The sequence below is a fragment of the Streptomyces sp. CB02414 genome, assembly GCF_001905385.1.
Lineage (GTDB): Bacteria > Actinomycetota > Actinomycetes > Streptomycetales > Streptomycetaceae > Streptomyces.
The window spans coordinates 142730-158202 of sequence record NZ_LIPF01000012.1 but is presented as its reverse complement, the minus strand read 5'-3'; the positions used below and the strand labels follow the sequence as shown (position 1 = coordinate 158202).

At 71.6% G+C, this 15473-nt stretch carries 16 protein-coding genes and 1 pseudogene; 7 read left to right on the top strand and 10 right to left on the bottom strand.

Features of this window, described 5'->3' with window-relative positions:
* The first annotated feature begins 110 nt into the window (after positions 1–110).
* Positions 111–1775 (top strand): (2,3-dihydroxybenzoyl)adenylate synthase, encoded by a 1665-nt coding sequence (locus AMK11_RS33125; protein ID WP_073731815.1) that lies wholly within the window; start codon positions 111–113, stop codon positions 1773–1775.
* A 75-nt stretch (positions 1776–1850) separates the two neighbouring features.
* Here AMK11_RS33125 and AMK11_RS33120 read toward each other — a convergent pair whose 3' ends face one another.
* The 5 genes from AMK11_RS33120 to AMK11_RS33100 form a co-directional block, all read right to left on the bottom strand.
* Positions 1851–3428, bottom strand: a complete 1578-nt coding sequence (locus tag AMK11_RS33120; RefSeq protein ID WP_073731814.1) for an ABC transporter ATP-binding protein — start codon at positions 3426–3428, stop codon at positions 1851–1853.
* Complete coding sequence (locus tag AMK11_RS33115) at positions 3425–4285, bottom strand: ABC transporter permease (RefSeq protein WP_073731813.1); 861 nt, start codon at positions 4283–4285, stop codon at positions 3425–3427. The genes AMK11_RS33120 and AMK11_RS33115 overlap by 4 nt, the downstream gene beginning before the upstream one ends.
* Positions 4285–5232 (bottom strand): ABC transporter permease, encoded by a 948-nt coding sequence (locus tag AMK11_RS33110; RefSeq protein ID WP_073731812.1) that lies wholly within the window; start codon positions 5230–5232, stop codon positions 4285–4287. Before AMK11_RS33110 ends, AMK11_RS33115 begins: the two co-directional genes overlap by 1 nt.
* Entirely contained in the window at positions 5229–6815 is a 1587-nt protein-coding gene (locus AMK11_RS33105) for an ABC transporter substrate-binding protein (protein WP_073731811.1), read from the bottom strand. Before AMK11_RS33105 ends, AMK11_RS33110 begins: the two co-directional genes overlap by 4 nt.
* Positions 6816–6939: 124 nt before the next feature.
* Positions 6940–7161, bottom strand: coding sequence for a ferredoxin (locus AMK11_RS33100; RefSeq protein WP_030378516.1), 222 nt, complete (start codon positions 7159–7161; stop codon positions 6940–6942).
* Between the two features lie 208 nt (positions 7162–7369).
* Between AMK11_RS33100 and AMK11_RS33095 the strand changes: the two genes are divergently transcribed.
* Complete coding sequence (locus AMK11_RS33095; RefSeq protein WP_073731810.1) at positions 7370–7798, top strand: Fur family transcriptional regulator; 429 nt, start codon at positions 7370–7372, stop codon at positions 7796–7798.
* 335 nt (positions 7799–8133) lie between these two features.
* Here AMK11_RS33095 and AMK11_RS37155 read toward each other — a convergent pair.
* Positions 8134–8629, bottom strand: a pseudogene (locus AMK11_RS37155) (hypothetical protein); the annotation flags it as partial.
* Between AMK11_RS37155 and AMK11_RS39170 the strand changes: the two are divergent.
* Both AMK11_RS39170 and AMK11_RS39165 read left to right on the top strand, forming a co-directional pair.
* Positions 8606–8788, top strand: coding sequence for a hypothetical protein (locus AMK11_RS39170; RefSeq protein WP_338012668.1), 183 nt, complete (start codon positions 8606–8608; stop codon positions 8786–8788). The pseudogene AMK11_RS37155 and the gene AMK11_RS39170 sit on opposite strands and share 24 nt — an antisense overlap.
* Positions 8789–8806: 18 nt before the next feature.
* Entirely contained in the window at positions 8807–8974 is a 168-nt protein-coding gene (locus AMK11_RS39165; protein WP_338012667.1) for a hypothetical protein, read from the top strand.
* Between the two features lie 343 nt (positions 8975–9317).
* Here AMK11_RS39165 and AMK11_RS33080 read toward each other — a convergent pair whose 3' ends face one another.
* The 4 genes from AMK11_RS33080 to AMK11_RS33065 form a co-directional block, all read right to left on the bottom strand.
* Entirely contained in the window at positions 9318–9710 is a 393-nt protein-coding gene (locus AMK11_RS33080; RefSeq protein ID WP_073731808.1) for a type II toxin-antitoxin system death-on-curing family toxin, read from the bottom strand.
* Positions 9707–9901 (bottom strand): ribbon-helix-helix protein, CopG family, encoded by a 195-nt coding sequence (locus tag AMK11_RS33075; protein ID WP_073731807.1) that lies wholly within the window; start codon positions 9899–9901, stop codon positions 9707–9709. Before AMK11_RS33075 ends, AMK11_RS33080 begins: the two co-directional genes overlap by 4 nt.
* A gap of 150 nt (positions 9902–10051) precedes the next feature.
* Positions 10052–11380 carry a class I SAM-dependent RNA methyltransferase gene (locus tag AMK11_RS33070; RefSeq protein WP_073731806.1) on the bottom strand — a complete coding sequence of 443 codons (1329 nt, stop codon included), beginning with the start codon at positions 11378–11380 and terminating at the stop codon, positions 10052–10054.
* A 78-nt stretch (positions 11381–11458) separates the two neighbouring features.
* Positions 11459–13522 carry an APC family permease gene (locus AMK11_RS33065; protein WP_073731805.1) on the bottom strand — a complete coding sequence of 688 codons (2064 nt, stop codon included), beginning with the start codon at positions 13520–13522 and terminating at the stop codon, positions 11459–11461.
* 208 nt (positions 13523–13730) lie between these two features.
* Between AMK11_RS33065 and AMK11_RS39040 the strand changes: the two genes are divergently transcribed.
* The 3 genes from AMK11_RS39040 to AMK11_RS33055 all read left to right on the top strand — a co-directional run bounded on the left by AMK11_RS39040 (position 13731) and on the right by AMK11_RS33055 (position 15446).
* On the top strand, positions 13731–13853 hold the full coding sequence (locus tag AMK11_RS39040; protein WP_274535687.1) for a hypothetical protein: 123 nt from the start codon (positions 13731–13733) through the stop codon (positions 13851–13853).
* A 244-nt stretch (positions 13854–14097) separates the two neighbouring features.
* Positions 14098–14769: a potassium channel family protein gene (locus AMK11_RS33060; RefSeq protein WP_073731804.1), complete on the top strand. Its 672-nt coding sequence runs from the start codon at positions 14098–14100 to the stop codon at positions 14767–14769.
* Complete coding sequence (locus AMK11_RS33055) at positions 14769–15446, top strand: potassium channel family protein (RefSeq protein WP_073731803.1); 678 nt, start codon at positions 14769–14771, stop codon at positions 15444–15446. Before AMK11_RS33060 ends, AMK11_RS33055 begins: the two co-directional genes overlap by 1 nt.
* Positions 15447–15473 lie beyond the last annotated feature (27 nt).

Genomic DNA, 15473 nt, shown 5'->3' with positions numbered 1-15473 from the left:
GCCGCAAACACTCTAGATAGAAATGATTATCATTTCTATACTTCACATCGTAGTCACACAAGGGACCTCGACGCCAGATCCCGAGGCCCGAAAACGAGAGGCAGAACCCCATGACGGAGACCGAACAGACCTGGTCCGAGGCGGAATCGGCGCGCTACCGGGCCGCCGGCCACTGGCAGGGAGTGACGTTCGGCGCCCGGCTGCGCCAGTCGGCAGCCGCCCACGGCGAGCGCGTCGCCCTGGTGGACGGGGACCGCCGGTGGACCTACGCGGACCTGGACGCCGAGGCCGACCGCGTGGCCCACGGACTGCGGAGTCACGGTGTCGGGCGGGGCGACCGCGTCGTGGTCCAGCTCCCCAACCGGGCCGAGTTCGTCCTCGTCTGGTTCGGCCTGCAGCGACTCGGCGCCGTCCCGGTGCACGCCATGCCCGGCCACCGGCGGCGCGAGATCGGTCACCTGGTACGCGTGTCGGGTGCGGTGGCCTGTGTGGTGCCCGACCGGCACGCCAGGTTCGACCACCGGGAGCTGATGCGCTCGGTGCGGTCGGAGCAAGGGCTGGGCCGTTCGCCGCGGATCGTCGTCGTGGTCGGCGACCCCGGGCCGGAGAGCGGCTTCGTCTCCTTCGAGTCGCTGCGGACGGCATCTTCCGCGACACCCGCCGGCTCCTCTCCGGACACCGTCCAGGGACCGCGTACCGATGACGGCGGAACGGACCCGGCCGACGTCGCCCTCCTGCTGCTCTCGGGCGGCACCACCGGCCTTCCCAAGCTCATCCCGCGCACCCACGACGACTACGCGTACAACGCCCGCGCCTGCGCCGAGGTCTGCGCCCTCGACGAGCGCACCGTCTACCTCGCGGTGCTGCCGATCGGGTTCAACTTCACCTTTGCCTGCCCAGGCGTGCTCGGCACCCTCATGGCCGGCGGAACGGTCGTCGTCGCCCCGGACCCCAGCCCGCAGACGGCGTTCGCGCTCGTCGAACGGGAGGGCGTGACCCTCACCTCCCTCACTCCACCGCTCGTCACCCACTGGATCGACGAGGCGGCCTCCGGCGCCTGGGACCTGGGCAGCCTCACCGTGGTGCAGGTCGGCGGGGCGCGGCTGCCGGAGGAGCACGCCCGCAAACTCGGGCCGGCGCTCGGGGTGACCGTGCAGCAGGTCTTCGGCATGGCGGAGGGGCTGATCAACCTCACGCGTCTCGACGACTCCGAGGACCTCGTCTGCGCCACCCAGGGCCGACCCGCCTCGCCGGACGACGAGATCCTGGTGGTGGACGCCGACGGCAGGCCCGTGCCGGAAGGTTCGCCGGGGGAACTGCTCACCCGCGGCCCGTACACGCTGCGTGGCTACTACCGCGCCGAGGACCACAACCGCACGGCGTTCACCCCGGACGGCTACTACCGGACCGGCGACGTCGTACGGCGGCTGCCGACCGGGCACCTCGTGGTGGTGGGCCGAATCAAGGACCAGATCAACCGCGGCGGCGAAAAGATCGCCGCGGCCGAGGTGGAGGAGCAGTTGCTCACCCATCCGGCGATCACGGCGGCGGCGCTGGTGGGTGTGCCGGACGAGCGCCGGGGTGAGCGGACCGTGGCCTTCGTGGTCTGCGCGGGTGAGGCCCCGGGCACTCGGGAGGTGGCCGCCCATCTGGGGGAACGCGGGCTCGCCGAGTACAAGACGCCGGACGAGGTGGTCCAGGTCATCGACCTCCCGCTCACCGCCGTCGGAAAGGTCGACAAGGCCATTCTCACGCAGGAGTTGTCGCGGAGGTGACGCTGGGCGTGCAGGGGCACCCGTCGCCAGGACGGGTGCCCCGCCTGCCCACCGTAAGAGGCACCGCACCCGCGCCTACTCGGGTGCGGTGAGGACCGGACCGTCCTCAGCGGCGAGCAGGTTCCGGGTGGCGGGATGCTCCGGGTCCACCAGTACGCGGCCGGCCCGCCCGGCTTCCACCACCCGGCCCGCGTTCAGCACGACGACCTGGTCCGCGCGGGCAGCGGCTGCCTCGAGGTCGTGCGTCACCATGACGACGGTCAGACCGGACGTCAGCCGCAAGGAGTCCAGCAGGTCGAGAACCTGGCCGGCGGTCTCCGGGTCGAGAGCCGAGGTGATCTCGTCGCAGAGGAGGACACTTGGTTCGGCGGCCAGCGTCCGGGCGAGCGCGACGCGTTGCCGCTGTCCCCCGGACAACTCCCCCGGGCGACGGCCCAGTACGTCCGTGTCCAGCCCGACCAGGCCGAGCAACCGCACCGCCTCGTCGGACGCGGCCCGCGTCGGCAGTCCCCCGACTCCCCTGAGCGGACGGGTGAGCGCGGCGCCCACGGACTCGCGCGGGTTGAGGGCACCGCGGGCGTCCTGCGCGACGAGTTGCACCGGAGCCCCACGCCCCGCGCTCCCGCCCGTGCCGGACCACTCGACAGTCCCCGACGCCTTCGGGTGCAGCCCCGCGAGACAGCGGGCGAGGGTGGTCTTGCCCGATCCCGACGCCCCGACGACCGCGGTGCAGGAGCCCGCCGGGACGGTGAGGGAGACGTCGTGCAGCACGGGGACCCGACCGTGGACGGCGTGCAGTCGCCGCACCGAGAGAGCACCGGCGACGGTGGGTTCGGCGGCGGTGACGCGGGCGGCCTCGCGGTGGGCCCCACCGTCCTGGGCAGCCCGGGACCGCGGAGGCGACGGCGCCACCGGTGCTCCTCGCCCGGTGATCCGCCCCGCTTCGAGGCGGACCACGTCGTCGGCCACCGACCCGATCCACGCCGGATCGTGGCTGACGAGCAGTGCGGCACGGTCCCCCTGGCACAGGACCTCGGCCAGCAGGGCGCGCATCCCGTCGGCCAGAACCGGGTCGAGGCCACTGGTGGGCTCGTCGAGGACCAGCAGCCTGGGCCGGCCCGCCAGCGCCAGTGCGAGGGCGACCCGCTGCGCCTGCCCTCCCGACACCTGCCCGGGCAGCCGCCCGAGGAACTCCCGGTCGGCCGGCAGCCTGACGGACAGCAGAAGTTCACCGACCCCCGCACGGACAGCGTCCCTGTCCTTCACCGGCGAGCGCAGCCGTACCGCCTCGGCGATCTGGCCGCCGATGCGTAACGCGGGATTCAGCGCGGAGGCCGGGTCCTGCCCGAGGAAGGACACCACCCGGCCACGCAGCCGACGGGCGTCCGACCGGTCGAAGGGATCGAGGCCGGCGACCCGGACCGTCCCGGCGCGGACCTCCAGGCCCGTACGCACATGCCCGAGCAGGCCGTACGCCAGACTGCTCTTGCCCGATCCCGACCGGCCGACGACTCCGAGCACCTGCCCGGCCGGCAGCGAGAGGCAGGCGTCGCGCAGGACGGGCGGTCCTCCCGCCACCGGGCCCAGGGTCAGCCCGCTGATCTCGGCCAGTGGCTCGGCGGCCCGCGGCCGGGGCGTCGCGCGGCCGGTCATCCGGCACCCCGCCCCACCGTGTCCGCCAGCCGCCCGGCCAGCAGGCCGGCACAGACCGACAGCAGCACCAGCATCAGCGCCGGAGCGAGGAACGGCGCGGCGGCCAGCGTCGCGCCCGGCACGTTCTCACTCACCATGCGCCCCCAGTCGGGAGCAGCCCCGCCCGGTCCGAGTCCTAGGAATCCCGCGGTGGCGGCGAGGTGCAGGGAGGCGACCAGACGGAGCGCCGTGTCCGTGAGAGCCGGTCCGGCGATGTTAGGCAGCACGTCGTGGCGGAGTACGGCCCACCGGGTGTCGCCGCGGGCCAGCGCGGCCTCGACGTACCCGCTGGAAAGCACCGTGTCGGCGGCGGCCCGCAGCACACGCGTGGAGAACGGGACGGTGGCCAGAGCGACCGAGGCCACCAGGGCGGTGTGACTGCCGGGGAAACCGGCGGCGAGGACGAGGACGACCAGCAGGGCGGGTAGAACGGCCAAGGCGTCCACGCAGCGGAGCAGCAGGTCGCCCAGCCGGCGCGAGGCCAGGGCCGCCAGGACACCGGCGGTGATGCCGACCGCTCCGGCGGCAACCGTGCCGGCCAGGGCGGTGAGCACGATCGTGCGGCCCCCGGCGAGCACCCGGCTCGCCACGTCCCGCCCCAGCACGTCGGTGCCGAGCAGGAACCGTCCGTCGGGTTGCTGGAAGGGGGCGGCCAGCTGCGCAGTGGGGCTGTGCGGGGCGAGCAGCGGACCGGCCAGCGCGACCAGGAGGACGAGCAGTGTGCCCGCGCCGGTGAGCAGCGGCGGCCTGCGGCGCCGGGGCGTGCCCGGCCCACGGGTACGTGTCCGTCTCGCCCACGGTGTGAGGACCGTCGTCATCATCGGTGTCCTTCCCGTGCGCCGAGCAGCCGCGCACAGATGTCCCCCGTCAGCAGCACGAGGAGCATCACCCCGGCGAGGGCGGTGGCGATGCCCTGCACCATGGGTATGTCGCGGGCCGCTACGGCCAGTTGCAGCTCCCGGCCGATGCCCGGATAGTCGAAGACGTTCTCCACCACCACCGCCGATCCCACCAGTGCTCCCGTGGTGAGGGTGAGCGCCTGGACGGCGGGCGCCGCGGCGTTGGGCAGGATGTGCCGGACGGCGAGCCTCACTCCACGCACTCCGTTGAGTCGTGCGGCCTCGCAGTACGGGGTGGCCGCGGCATCGGCGACGGAGGCCCTCAGCAGCCTGGTGGCCACCGCGAGACCGACCGCGCTGAGCGTCAGCACGGGCAGGATCAGCGCGTGCGGCACGTCGAGCGGTGTGCCGCCCAGCGGGACGACGGAGACCCGCGGCAGGATCTCCAGCCACACGGCCAGTACGGCGACAAGCAAGGCGGCCACGACGAACTCCGGTACGGCCGCCAGGGTCTGGGCGGCCGTCGAGACGATCCGGTCCCCGGCGCCGCTCCGCAGGCCGGTCCACAGGCCCAGCAGTGTGGCGAGCGGCGCGGTGACCGCGAGGGTGAGTCCGGCGAGGAGCAGGCTGTTCGGCAGACGGGTCGCCAGGACATCGGTGACCGGACGGTCGCCCACGAAACCACGGCCCAGGTCCCCGCGGACCGCGCCCGCCACCCAGTCCGCGTACCGCGCGGCGGCAGGGCGGTCGAGGCCGAGTTCGGCCCGGACGTCGGCGCGCTGCGCCTCGGAGGCGTCCACGCCCGCCACCGCGCTCACGGCGTCCCCGGGGAGGACCGCCGTGGCCGCGAAGATCACCGCCGACAGCAGGACGAGCAGCACGGCCGCCCCCGCGAGACGGCGGCCGGCGAAGGCGACCAGGCTCACGCGAGCGACGCCCGGGAGAAGCCGGGGAACTGCTCGAAGAGGTCGTCGCGGATCCCGGTGACACCCTTGGCCTGGGCGTTCAGGTTCGGTTTGAAGACCGGCAGCACCTGGTTGCCGTCCTCCCAGCGCGTGCGCTGCGCCTGGGCGCCCAGCCTCCTCGCCTCGGCCCGGTCGCTCTCCGCACGAGCCTTGGCGACGAGGCTGTCGGTGGCGGACTCCTTCCAGCCGAACGCCGACGGGGATCCCCCCGCCGTGCTCATCTGATACGTCGACAGGGCGGGGATGGGCATCTGGTACGACCCGGCCAGCGGCAGCGCCGCGTACGCCGGGAAGTCCGCGTAGAGCTGTCCCGCGGGCAGCTCCCGGACCGACGCCCTCACGCCGATCTTCTTGAGGTCCTCGACGAAGAGCGTGGCCAGCTCCACCATGCCCGGCGTCTCCGGACCGGTCGTCAGCGTCACCTTCATGCCGTCGGCCCCGGCCTCCTTGAGCAGCGCGCGTGCCCGCTCCGGGTCGTGGGCGCGCTGGGGCAGGCCCTCGGCGTAGTCGGGGAAGCCCATGGAGGGGAGGTCGTTGCCGACCTGGGCGTTGCCGTAGAAGACCGTCTTCACCATGGCCTGCCGGTCGACGGCGAGCTTGAACGCCTCCCGCACCCGGGGGTCGTCGAAGGGCTTGGCGCTCATGTTCATCTGGAACGACAGGCCGACGACGTAGGGGCTCTCGGTCGGGGCGAGTTCGACCTTCTCGTTGTCGCCGAGCGTGCGCGCCGTGACGGGGGACAGGTCGTGGGCGAAGTCGATCTCACCGCTGGTGAGCGCACCGGCCCTGGCGGTCGAGTCCGCGATCGACCGCAGCTCCAGGCCGTCCAGGCGCGGCACGTGCCCGTAGTGGTCGTCGTAGCGCTCGAACGCCGAACCCTGGCCGGCGCTGAACTCGGTCAGCCGGAAGGGCCCGCAGCTGGGCATGTCCTTGCGGAAGGTCTCGGTGCCGTCCTTGACGACGAGGAAGTTGCCCTGACAGAGGATCATGCGGCCGTCGGCGATGGGCCTCAGCGTGGGCAGTACGACCTTCAGGTCGCCCTCGGCCCTGGCGTGCGCGAGGTCGAAGTTGGCGGCGGCGAGCCGGTACACGGGCAGTTTGCTCCGGGCCGCGAGACCGCTGAGCGAGTGCAGGACGTCGGCGGCGGTCAGCGTGGAGCCGTCAGTGAAGCGGACGCCGGGCCGCACGTGCAGGGTGTAGGCCGACAGGTCGTCGGAGATGTCGATGCCCTTGAGCACGCCGTAGCGCACCCCGTCGGGACCGTTGGGGTCCAGGTTGCCGAGGGTGCCGTGCCAGGCGCGGGCACGCACCAGGTCCAATGCGGAGGGGCCGTTGAAGAAGTCGAGCGACTCGGCGGCACCGCCTCCGACGAAGGCGGCCCGGAGTGTGCCGCCCGAGCGGGACGAGGAACCGTCCCCGGCCTTAGCGTCGGTGCCGGCCTCGTCGGTGGAGCACGCCGCCAGCAGGCCGGGGCCCACCGCCAGGGCCCCTGCTGCCGCCGCACCTCGGCGGAGGAAGGCACGACGGTCGATCTGTCTGGACATGCGTCTCCTTGACGTTCTGCTGAGCTGATGACGTTCGCTGAGTGATCCGGGAGCCGGGGCGCCCTCAGCGAGGGTTCCGCGGTTTCGACCGCATCCGCCCCTCCCGGCGGCGCGGGCCCACAGGTCACCGCAGGGTGAGAGCACCCGACGGGCAGGCCCACACCGCTTCACGCACGGCGTCGGCAACGGACGCGGAAGGCTCGTCGTCCAGGACGAGTACGAGTCCTTCCTCCTCGTCCTGGTCGAACACCGTCGGCGCGGCGAGCACGCACTGCCCCGCACCCACACACCGGTCGCGCTCCACGCCGATCTTCCCGGCTCCGGACGCCTGTCGTGCCAAGGTCATGAGGGCCCCTCCCCTGTCGCCCACGTGGGGCGCCTGTGCGACAGTCCGACATTAGTCGGTAACGACTTCCATATTCAATAACTCCCGAAGCCCCGCCCTCGCACCGCACTCGCCGACCCTCGACATCCTTTGAATCCGTGATGGAAATGATTACCATGCCCGATACCCAGGGGAGGTGGGCGGACTGAGCGAGACATCAGCAACCCGGATGCAGGTGCCACTGCGCACGACACGGCAGCGGACGGCGGTCATGAGCGCCCTGCAACAGCGAGCCGGATTCACCTCCGCCCAGGACTTGCACGAGGCACTGGAGGTCGACGGCATCACCATCGGCCTGACCACGGTGTACCGCACGCTGCACGCCCTCGACCGCTCCGGGCAGGTCGACGTCGTGCGCGAGAAGAGCGGCGAGCGGCTGTACCGGCCCAGACCCGACGGCGGTCACCGCCACTATCTCGTCTGCCGCGAATGCGGCCTCAGCGCCGAGGTCGAGGCGAGTGCGGTTGAGAGCTGGGCGGAGAAGCTCGGCGAGGTCATGGGCTTCACCGAAGTCGAGCACACGGTGGAACTGACCGGCGTCTGCAACGGGTGTCACCCCGGCCGGACCGCCCCGGCCCGCGCGGAGCAGCACACCTGAACCGTGCCCGCGCCCCGGCGAGCCGGAGTCACCGCGTCCCCCGTGCTCATACACCAGCTCAGCGTGGTTGTCGCCGTCGTGTCCGTCGAGGGCGGCACTCTCCTCCGCTCGGGGGCTCGATCCCCATCAGCCCGTACGTTACGACGATCTCGTTCGCCGTGTACCTGGCCTGCCGGGTGGTGGGTGGCTGTCGCGTTCGGCTCCGGAGGGTACGCCGGACCTCACCGGTGGCCGGGTGAGGGCGGGGAGGTGGGCAGAACGGAACGCCCGCCGGAACACGGGTCCGGCGGGCGCTTTCCCTCGGGCCACTCTGGGAGCTCCCGGGGCGGGACGCGTCAGTGACCGGCCACCGTCCCGGACAGTTCGTTGGTGCCCTTCGGCAGCGTCACGGACGTCACCTTCTCGCCCGAGTCCAGGTCGTGGTTCCGTCCAGTCGCCGACCGCGTCGATCTTCTTCTCGACCTTTCCGGTCTCCGGGTCGATGACGTGCAGGACGCCGTTGGTGCCGAGCACGAGGGCCTCCCCGTGCGGGCCGCGGGCGAGGGAGCGGAAGGAGTAGCTGGTGCCGAGGTCGACCAGCCTCATCTCCGCCGTGCGGGTGTCGATCAGCGAGATGCGGGTCGGCCGCTCCAGCTCCGCCTCCGGGTCGGTCTTGTGATCGCCCAGGAGGATCGGGGAGACGTCGCTGCCCGCCTGTTCGGCAGAAGTGTGACTCCGCGTCTTCGGCTGCTCGCCTCCGGCCAGCTCGGCGGGGTCGAAAATGTTCACCTCGCCCGTGCCGTCAGTGATCAGCACCGTCCTGCCGCCGTGCCGTACGACGTGCCCCGGCTTGGGTTCCCACCTCCGGCGCTGGGTTCCCACAGTGCGGCGCGCGAAGAGGACGGGCGCGCCGAGGAGTTCGTCGGCACGTTCCCCGCACCGCCCGCCGGTGACCCGGTGGAGCTGGGCCTGGCCGAGTTCGGTTCCCGGGCCGCGTACGACAGCGGCTAGTCGCTGCGGGACCGCACGGTGCGGCTCACCGGCTTCGTCACCCGCGACGACGACGGCACCTGGTACGTGATCCGGCTGCGGGAGGCGTGCTGCGCGGCCGGCTCGGCGGCCGCCTGGCCCCCGGTACTGGACGCCACGGACGCCCGGCCGATCGCCGAACCGGCGGACCCCTACGAGGAGCGTTGAGGCACGTCGTCGCCAGCCGCCGGGGCGGGACGGGACGCCCTACCCGAGGACCGCCTCGGCCGACCCGTTCCAGTCCATGCGTGACCACGGGAGCGCCAGTTCGTCCGTGCCGCGGACCTGTCGTGGGCCAAGGTCCTCGATCCGGGACGCCTCCCCGTATCTGGCGAACACGGTGTCGACGTAGCAGTGTCCGGTGTCGGCGGCGATGAACAGTGCGGCCGACTGTTCGAGAGCGACGAGTTCCGATGGTTGGCCACGCGAACAAGGACATGAGCCGGCCCCAGGTTCGTCAACTGCGCCGCGGACCGCCCTCTCCCGTCGTCCGAACCCCGGGAGCCGGACGTCAAGTGACGGGGAACCAGGTCAGCAGGCGCTTGGCAATGACCGGTACATCCACGTCGTCCTGCGCGACCTCCTCCACGAACGGTCCGGCAACGGAGACAGGCGGCGGGACAGTCACGGCTGCGGCGCCGTTGAACCGCAGGAAGACACGCATGGCGAGCCAGGCGGTGCGCTTGTTACCGTCGATCAACGCGTGATTACGGGCTACGGAGTGCAGCAGTGCCGCGGCCTTCTCGTGGAGCGTGGGGTACAGCTCGGCACCGAACACGTTCGTCCGGGGCCTCTCGATCGCCGACACCAGAAGGCCCATGTCACGCACACTGTGCTCGGTACCGTTGACCGCACGGGCGATGGCCAGGATCTCGTCGATCTGGATGTAGCGCACATCGGTCACTTCAGGTAGTCCAGGATCTCCGCATCGCTGTCCATCAGCTCGGCCAGGACGTCATCGACCTTCAGCTCGGCCCGGTTCTGGGCATCACGGATGGCCTCGATGGCAAGTTCCTGCTTACTGCGGCCCTCCCGCCGGGCCCGGTCCGTAAGCTTCGCGTCAAGGTCGTCAGGGAGTCGGAGTGTCATCGCCATACGGGCATGATACCTGACCGGTATCATGCGGCGCGAGGCACCTCACTCACGAACCCGCAGGTCAGCGATCCGCAAAGATCGATCCGTCGCTCGAACCGTTCCGCGGAGGGAAACAGGTCGAGCAACCCACCCGGACAACAAAAGCGCAGGTCAGGACCCCTTGGCCGCCGGCTCAAGGATCGCCACGCACTCCACATGCGAAGTCATCGGAAACAGATCGAACACCCGCAACATCCGCACCCGGTACCCTCCGTCCCGGAAGTACCCCAGATCCCGCGCCAGCGCCGCCGGGTCGCAGGCCACGTAGGCGACACGACGCGCCCCCAGGGACGCGAGGTGCTCCACCGTCTTCCGTCCCGCCCCCGCGCGCGGCGGGTCCAGGACGATCAGGTCGACCTCGTCGATGCCCGTACGCGGCAGGACGGACTCCACCTTGCCCTGCTCGATCCGCACCCGGTCGAAGCCGGCGAGGTTGTGCCGGGCGTCCTCGACCGCGCGCTTGCCGGACTCGATGCCGAGGACGGCGCCCTTGTCGCCGACCCGGTCGGCCAGGGCGCCGGCGAAGAGGCCGACCCCGCAGTACAGGTCGAGGGCCATGTCGCCCTTGCGCGGGAGCAGGCCCTGCATGACGGCCTTGACCAGGGTGTCGGCCGCCTTGGGGTGGACCTGCCAGAAGCCGCCGCTGCCGACGCGGTAGGTGCGGTCGTCGGCGCGTTCGCGGACGAAGGGGCGGCCGTGGACGCGGTGGACGCCGCCGTCCTTCTCCCCGACCCGCATGACGGAGACCGGGCGGTCCAGTTCGACGATGGGGAGCCTCGCACCCGGCCGGGGGGTCAGGATGACCTGCCGGTCCTGGGAGCCGGTGGCCGCGATCGCCTCGACGGACTCCATGCCCGGCCAGTCCCGCGCCTCGATGCCCAGCTCGCTGACGCCCTCCGCGGCGATCATGCAGTGGTCGATCGGCTGGACCTCGTGCGAGCGGTGCTTGCGCAGGCCCGCGCGGCCCTCGGAGTCGACGGCGTACTGGACGCGGGTGCGCCAGGAGGGGACCTGACCGGCGGGCACCTTGTCGCCCTCGGCCGGCATCACCGTGCCGTCCCAGCCGGCCTCCTCGGGGGTAAGGCCCGCCAGGCGCTGCAGCTGCTCGGCGACGACCTCGCCCTTCAAACGGCGCTGGGCGCCCGGCTTGGCGTGCTGCCAGTCGCAGCCGCCGCAGCGGCCGGGGCCGGCGAAGGGGCAGGGGGCCTCGATGCGGTCCTTGGAGGCGTCCAGGATCTCGACCGCGTCGGCGCGCAGGAAGCGGGCGCCCTCCTCACCCTCGGTCACCCGGGCCACGACCCGCTCGCCGGGCAGCGTGTGCCGGACGAACAGCACCTGCCCCTCAGACGTACGGGCGATGCAGTGGCCGCCGTGGGCGACGGGGCCGATCTCGACCTCGTACTCCTCCCCCACCAGCGATTTCTTCGGTTCTGCCTGCATGGCGGGGTGACTCCAGAGAACGGGACGACAAGGCACGGCCGCCGGAAGGCGGGCGCCGAAGGACAACAGCCGTCCAGTCTACTTCGACGGCGAGGACTCCTTCGCCCGGTCGGGGCCCGCGGGGCCGCGCCGGACCGCGCCGGGCGCGTTCCAGTCCTGGCGCTTGCGCGCGCGCCGCTTGGCGGCCTCGGAGGACTGGAGCTGGTACGGAACCGAGGTGACCATGACGCCGGGGGTGAAGAGCAGGCGGCCCTTGAGGCGCAGGGCGCTCTGGTTGTGCAGCAGGTGCTCGTACCAGTGACCGACCACGTACTCGGGGATGATCACCGAGACCGCGTCGCGCGGGGACTCCTTGCGCAGGCTCTTGACGTACTCGATGACCGGCCGCGTGATCTCGCGGTAGGGCGAGTCCAGGACCTTCAGCGGTACGGCGATGCCGCGCCGTTCCCATTCGCCGCGCAGGGCCTTGGTCTCCGCCGGGTCGACGTTGACACTGAGCGCCTCCAGGGTGTCGGAGCGCATGAGCTTGGCGTAGGCGAGGGCGCGGAGGGTGGGGCGGTGGATCTTGGAGATGAGGACGACCGAGTGGACGCGGGACGGGCGGACCATGTCGTCGGGCTGCGCCTCGTCGGGGTCCTCGGGGGCGGCGATCTCCTCGGCGACGCGGTCGTAGTGCTTGCGGATCGCCGTCATCGTCGCGAAGAAGATGCACATGCCGAGCAGGGCGACCCAGGCGCCGTGCGTGAACTTCGTGGCCAGTACGACGACCAGGACCAGGCCGGTGAAGAAGGCGCCGAAGGCGTTGATCGCGCGGGAGCGAATCATGCGGCGGCGGGCGGCCGGGTCCTTCTCGGCGGCCAGGTGGCGGTTCCAGTGGCGGACCATGCCGATCTGGCTGAGCGTGAAGGAGACGAAGACGCCGACGATGTAGAGCTGGATCAGGCGCGTCGAGTCGGCTCCGTAGATGAAGACCAGGAGCATCGCGGCGCCGGCCAGGAGCACGATGCCGTTGGAGAAGGCCAGGCGGTCGCCTCGGGTGTGCAGCTGGCGAGGCAGGTAGCGGTCCTGGGCGAGGATCGAGCCGAGCAGCGGGAAGCCGTTGTAGGCGGTGTTCGCGGCGAGGAAGAGGACGAGTGCGGTGGCGGCGGCCAGGATGATGAAGAGGAAGCTGCCCTCCCCGAAGACCGCCTCGGCGACCTGCGAGATCACCGGGTGCTGCACGTAGTCCGAGCCGAGCGCGACGCCATTGTGGAAGAGGTCGGTGGCCGGGTTCTCCGACATGCGGACGTCGGTGGCGGCGGCCAGGGCGATGATGCCGCAGAACATGGTGACGGCGAGCAGGCCCATCAGCGCGAGCGTGTTGCCCGCGTTCTTCGACTTGGGCTTGCGGAAGGCCGGGACGCCGTTGGAGATCGCCTCCACGCCGGTGAGGGCGGCGCAGCCGGAGGAGAAGGCGCGCAGGAGGAGGAAGACCAGGGCGAAGCCCGCGAGGCCGCCGTGCTCCGGCTTGATCTCGTAGTCCGCGGTGGGGGCGCGCATGGTGTCGTCCAGGACCAGGCCGCGGAAGGCGCCCCACGCGATCATGATGAAGACGCCCGCGACGAAGACGTACGTCGGGATGGCGAAGAGCGTGCCCGACTCCTTGACGCCGCGCAGGTTCATCAGCGTCAGCAGCAGGATGACGGCGATGGCGCAGAGCACCTTGTGCTCGACCACGAAGGGGATCGCGGAGCCGAGGTTCTCGATGCCGGAGGAGATGGAGACCGCGACGGTCAGTACGTAGTCGACCAGGAGGGCGCTCGCCACCGTCAGGCCGGCCTTCGGGCCGAGGTTGGTGTTCGCCACCTCGTAGTCGCCGCCGCCGCTCGGGTAGGCGTGCACGTTCTGCCGGTAGGAGGCGACCACGGTGAACATCAGCACGACGACCGCGACCGCGATCCAGGGGCTGAAGTGGTACGCCGACACGCCCGCGATGGACAGGACCAGCAAGACCTCGCCGGGCGCGTACGCCACGGAGGACAGCGGGTCGGAGGCGAAGACGGGGAGAGCGATGCGCTTCGGCAGGAGCGTTTCGCCCAGCCGGTCACTGCGCAGTGCGCGCCCGATCAGAATCCGTTTGGGCACGTCGGTCAGTTTGGACACAACAGAGGATCGTAAGCCTTCGAACGGGCGCCCGCCCACCCGCCACCCCCGATCGCCCCGCCCTCTGCTCTACGGGTGAATTCGGCGGCCGGCAGGGCTGCGGATTCCGCAGGTCGCGCGGTCGGCGTGCCTGAATGTCCGACTGTATGACGAAGACTGCCCGATTGCCGACCGCTCCCCCGGCCGTCGCACCGCCCCTGGAGGTCCCATGCACCTGAGCGACCTGAGCGCAGAGCTGATCGGCGGCGCCGCCACACTCGTCGGCCTCGGAATCCTGACCCTCGCCAGCATTCGCAGCATCGGCCGGCGGGGGTCCTCGGCCGGAGGGTGAGACGGCCCCTGCGGCCCCCGGAGGCTTGCCGCTACGTTGGGGGCGGACGACGGGGAAACCCGGCTTCCGTTCGGGGTCCGGGACTTCCCGGGGCCCCGAGCGGCGTCAGGGTCGGTGCGCACCGGCATGATGTTCCCCTGCGGCCCGCACACGGCCGCGACGTGTCGCCAGGCGAGCCGAAAGAGAGACATGAGCAGGACATCCACTAAGGCCGGCGGGCCCGCAGGAAGCGGGGTGTGAGGCGATGCACATCGTGATCATGGGCTGCGGGCGTGTGGGCTCGGCCCTCGCGCAGACTCTGGAGCAGCAGGGGCACACGGTCGCCGTGATCGACCAGGACCCCACCGCCTTCCGCCGCCTCGGTTCCACGTTCGGCGGCCGCAGGGTCACCGGTATCGGCTTCGACCAGGACACCCTGCGCGAGGCGGGCGTCGAGGAGGCGGGGGCCTTCGCCGCCGTCTCCAGCGGCGACAACTCGAACATCATCGCCGCCCGGGTGGCCCGCGAGATGTTCGGCGTGGAGAACGTCGCCGCCCGCATCTACGACCCCCGCCGCGCCGAGGTCTACCAGCGCCTGGGCATCCCCACGGTCGCCACCGTCCGCTGGACGGCCGACCAGATGCTGCGCCGCCTGCTCCCCTCGGGCGCCGAGCCGCTGTGGCGCGACCCCACCGGCGGCGTCCAGCTCGCCGAGGTGCACACCTCTGCGTCCTGGGTCGGCCACAAGATCAGCCGGCTCCAGGAGCAGACCGGGGTGCGGGTGGCGTTCCTCACCCGGCTCGGGGAGGCGATCCTGCCCTCCTCGCAGACGGTGCTGCAGGAGGGTGACCTGGTGCACGTGATGATGCGCACCGACGAGGTCGACAAGGTCGAGGCGGCGTTCGCCCAGGGTCCCGAAGAGGAGGGCGGTCACTGATGAGGGTCGCCATTGCCGGAGCCGGTGCGGTCGGCCGTTCGATCGCGGGCGAGCTGCTGGAGAACGGCCACGAGGTCCTGCTCATCGACAAGGCGCCGACCGCGATCTCGGTCGAGCGGGTGCCGATGGCGGAGTGGCTGCTCGCGGACGCGTGCGAGATCACGTCCCTGGACGAGGCCGCGCTCCAGCGCTGCAACGTCGTCATCGCCGCGACGGGCGACGACAAGGTCAACCTGGTCGTCTCCCTGCTGGCCAAGACGGAGTACGGCGTTCCGCGCGTCGTCGCCCGGGTGAACAACCCGAAGAACGAGTGGCTGTTCAACGAGTCCTGGGGCGTGGACGTCGCCGTCTCCACGCCGCGGCTGATGTCGGCCCTGGTCGAGGAGGCGGTGAGCGTCGGCGACCTGGTCCGGCTGCTGCGCTTCAGCCACGGCGACGCCAACCTGGTGGAGCTGACGCTGCCGGAGGAGTCGGCCCTGGCCGGCACGCAGGTCGGGGACGTGGACTGGCCCGAGGACACCTCGCTGGTCACGATCATCCGCGGCACCCGGGTGCTGACGCCGTCCAGGGAGGACTCCCTGGAGGCCGGCGACGAGCTGCTGTTCGTCGCGGCGCAGGCCCGCGAGGAGCAGCTGGAGGACCTGCTGTCGGCGCGCAAGGGCAGTACGGCGCGCTGACCGGCGCACGGTCCGCACACGGCCCGC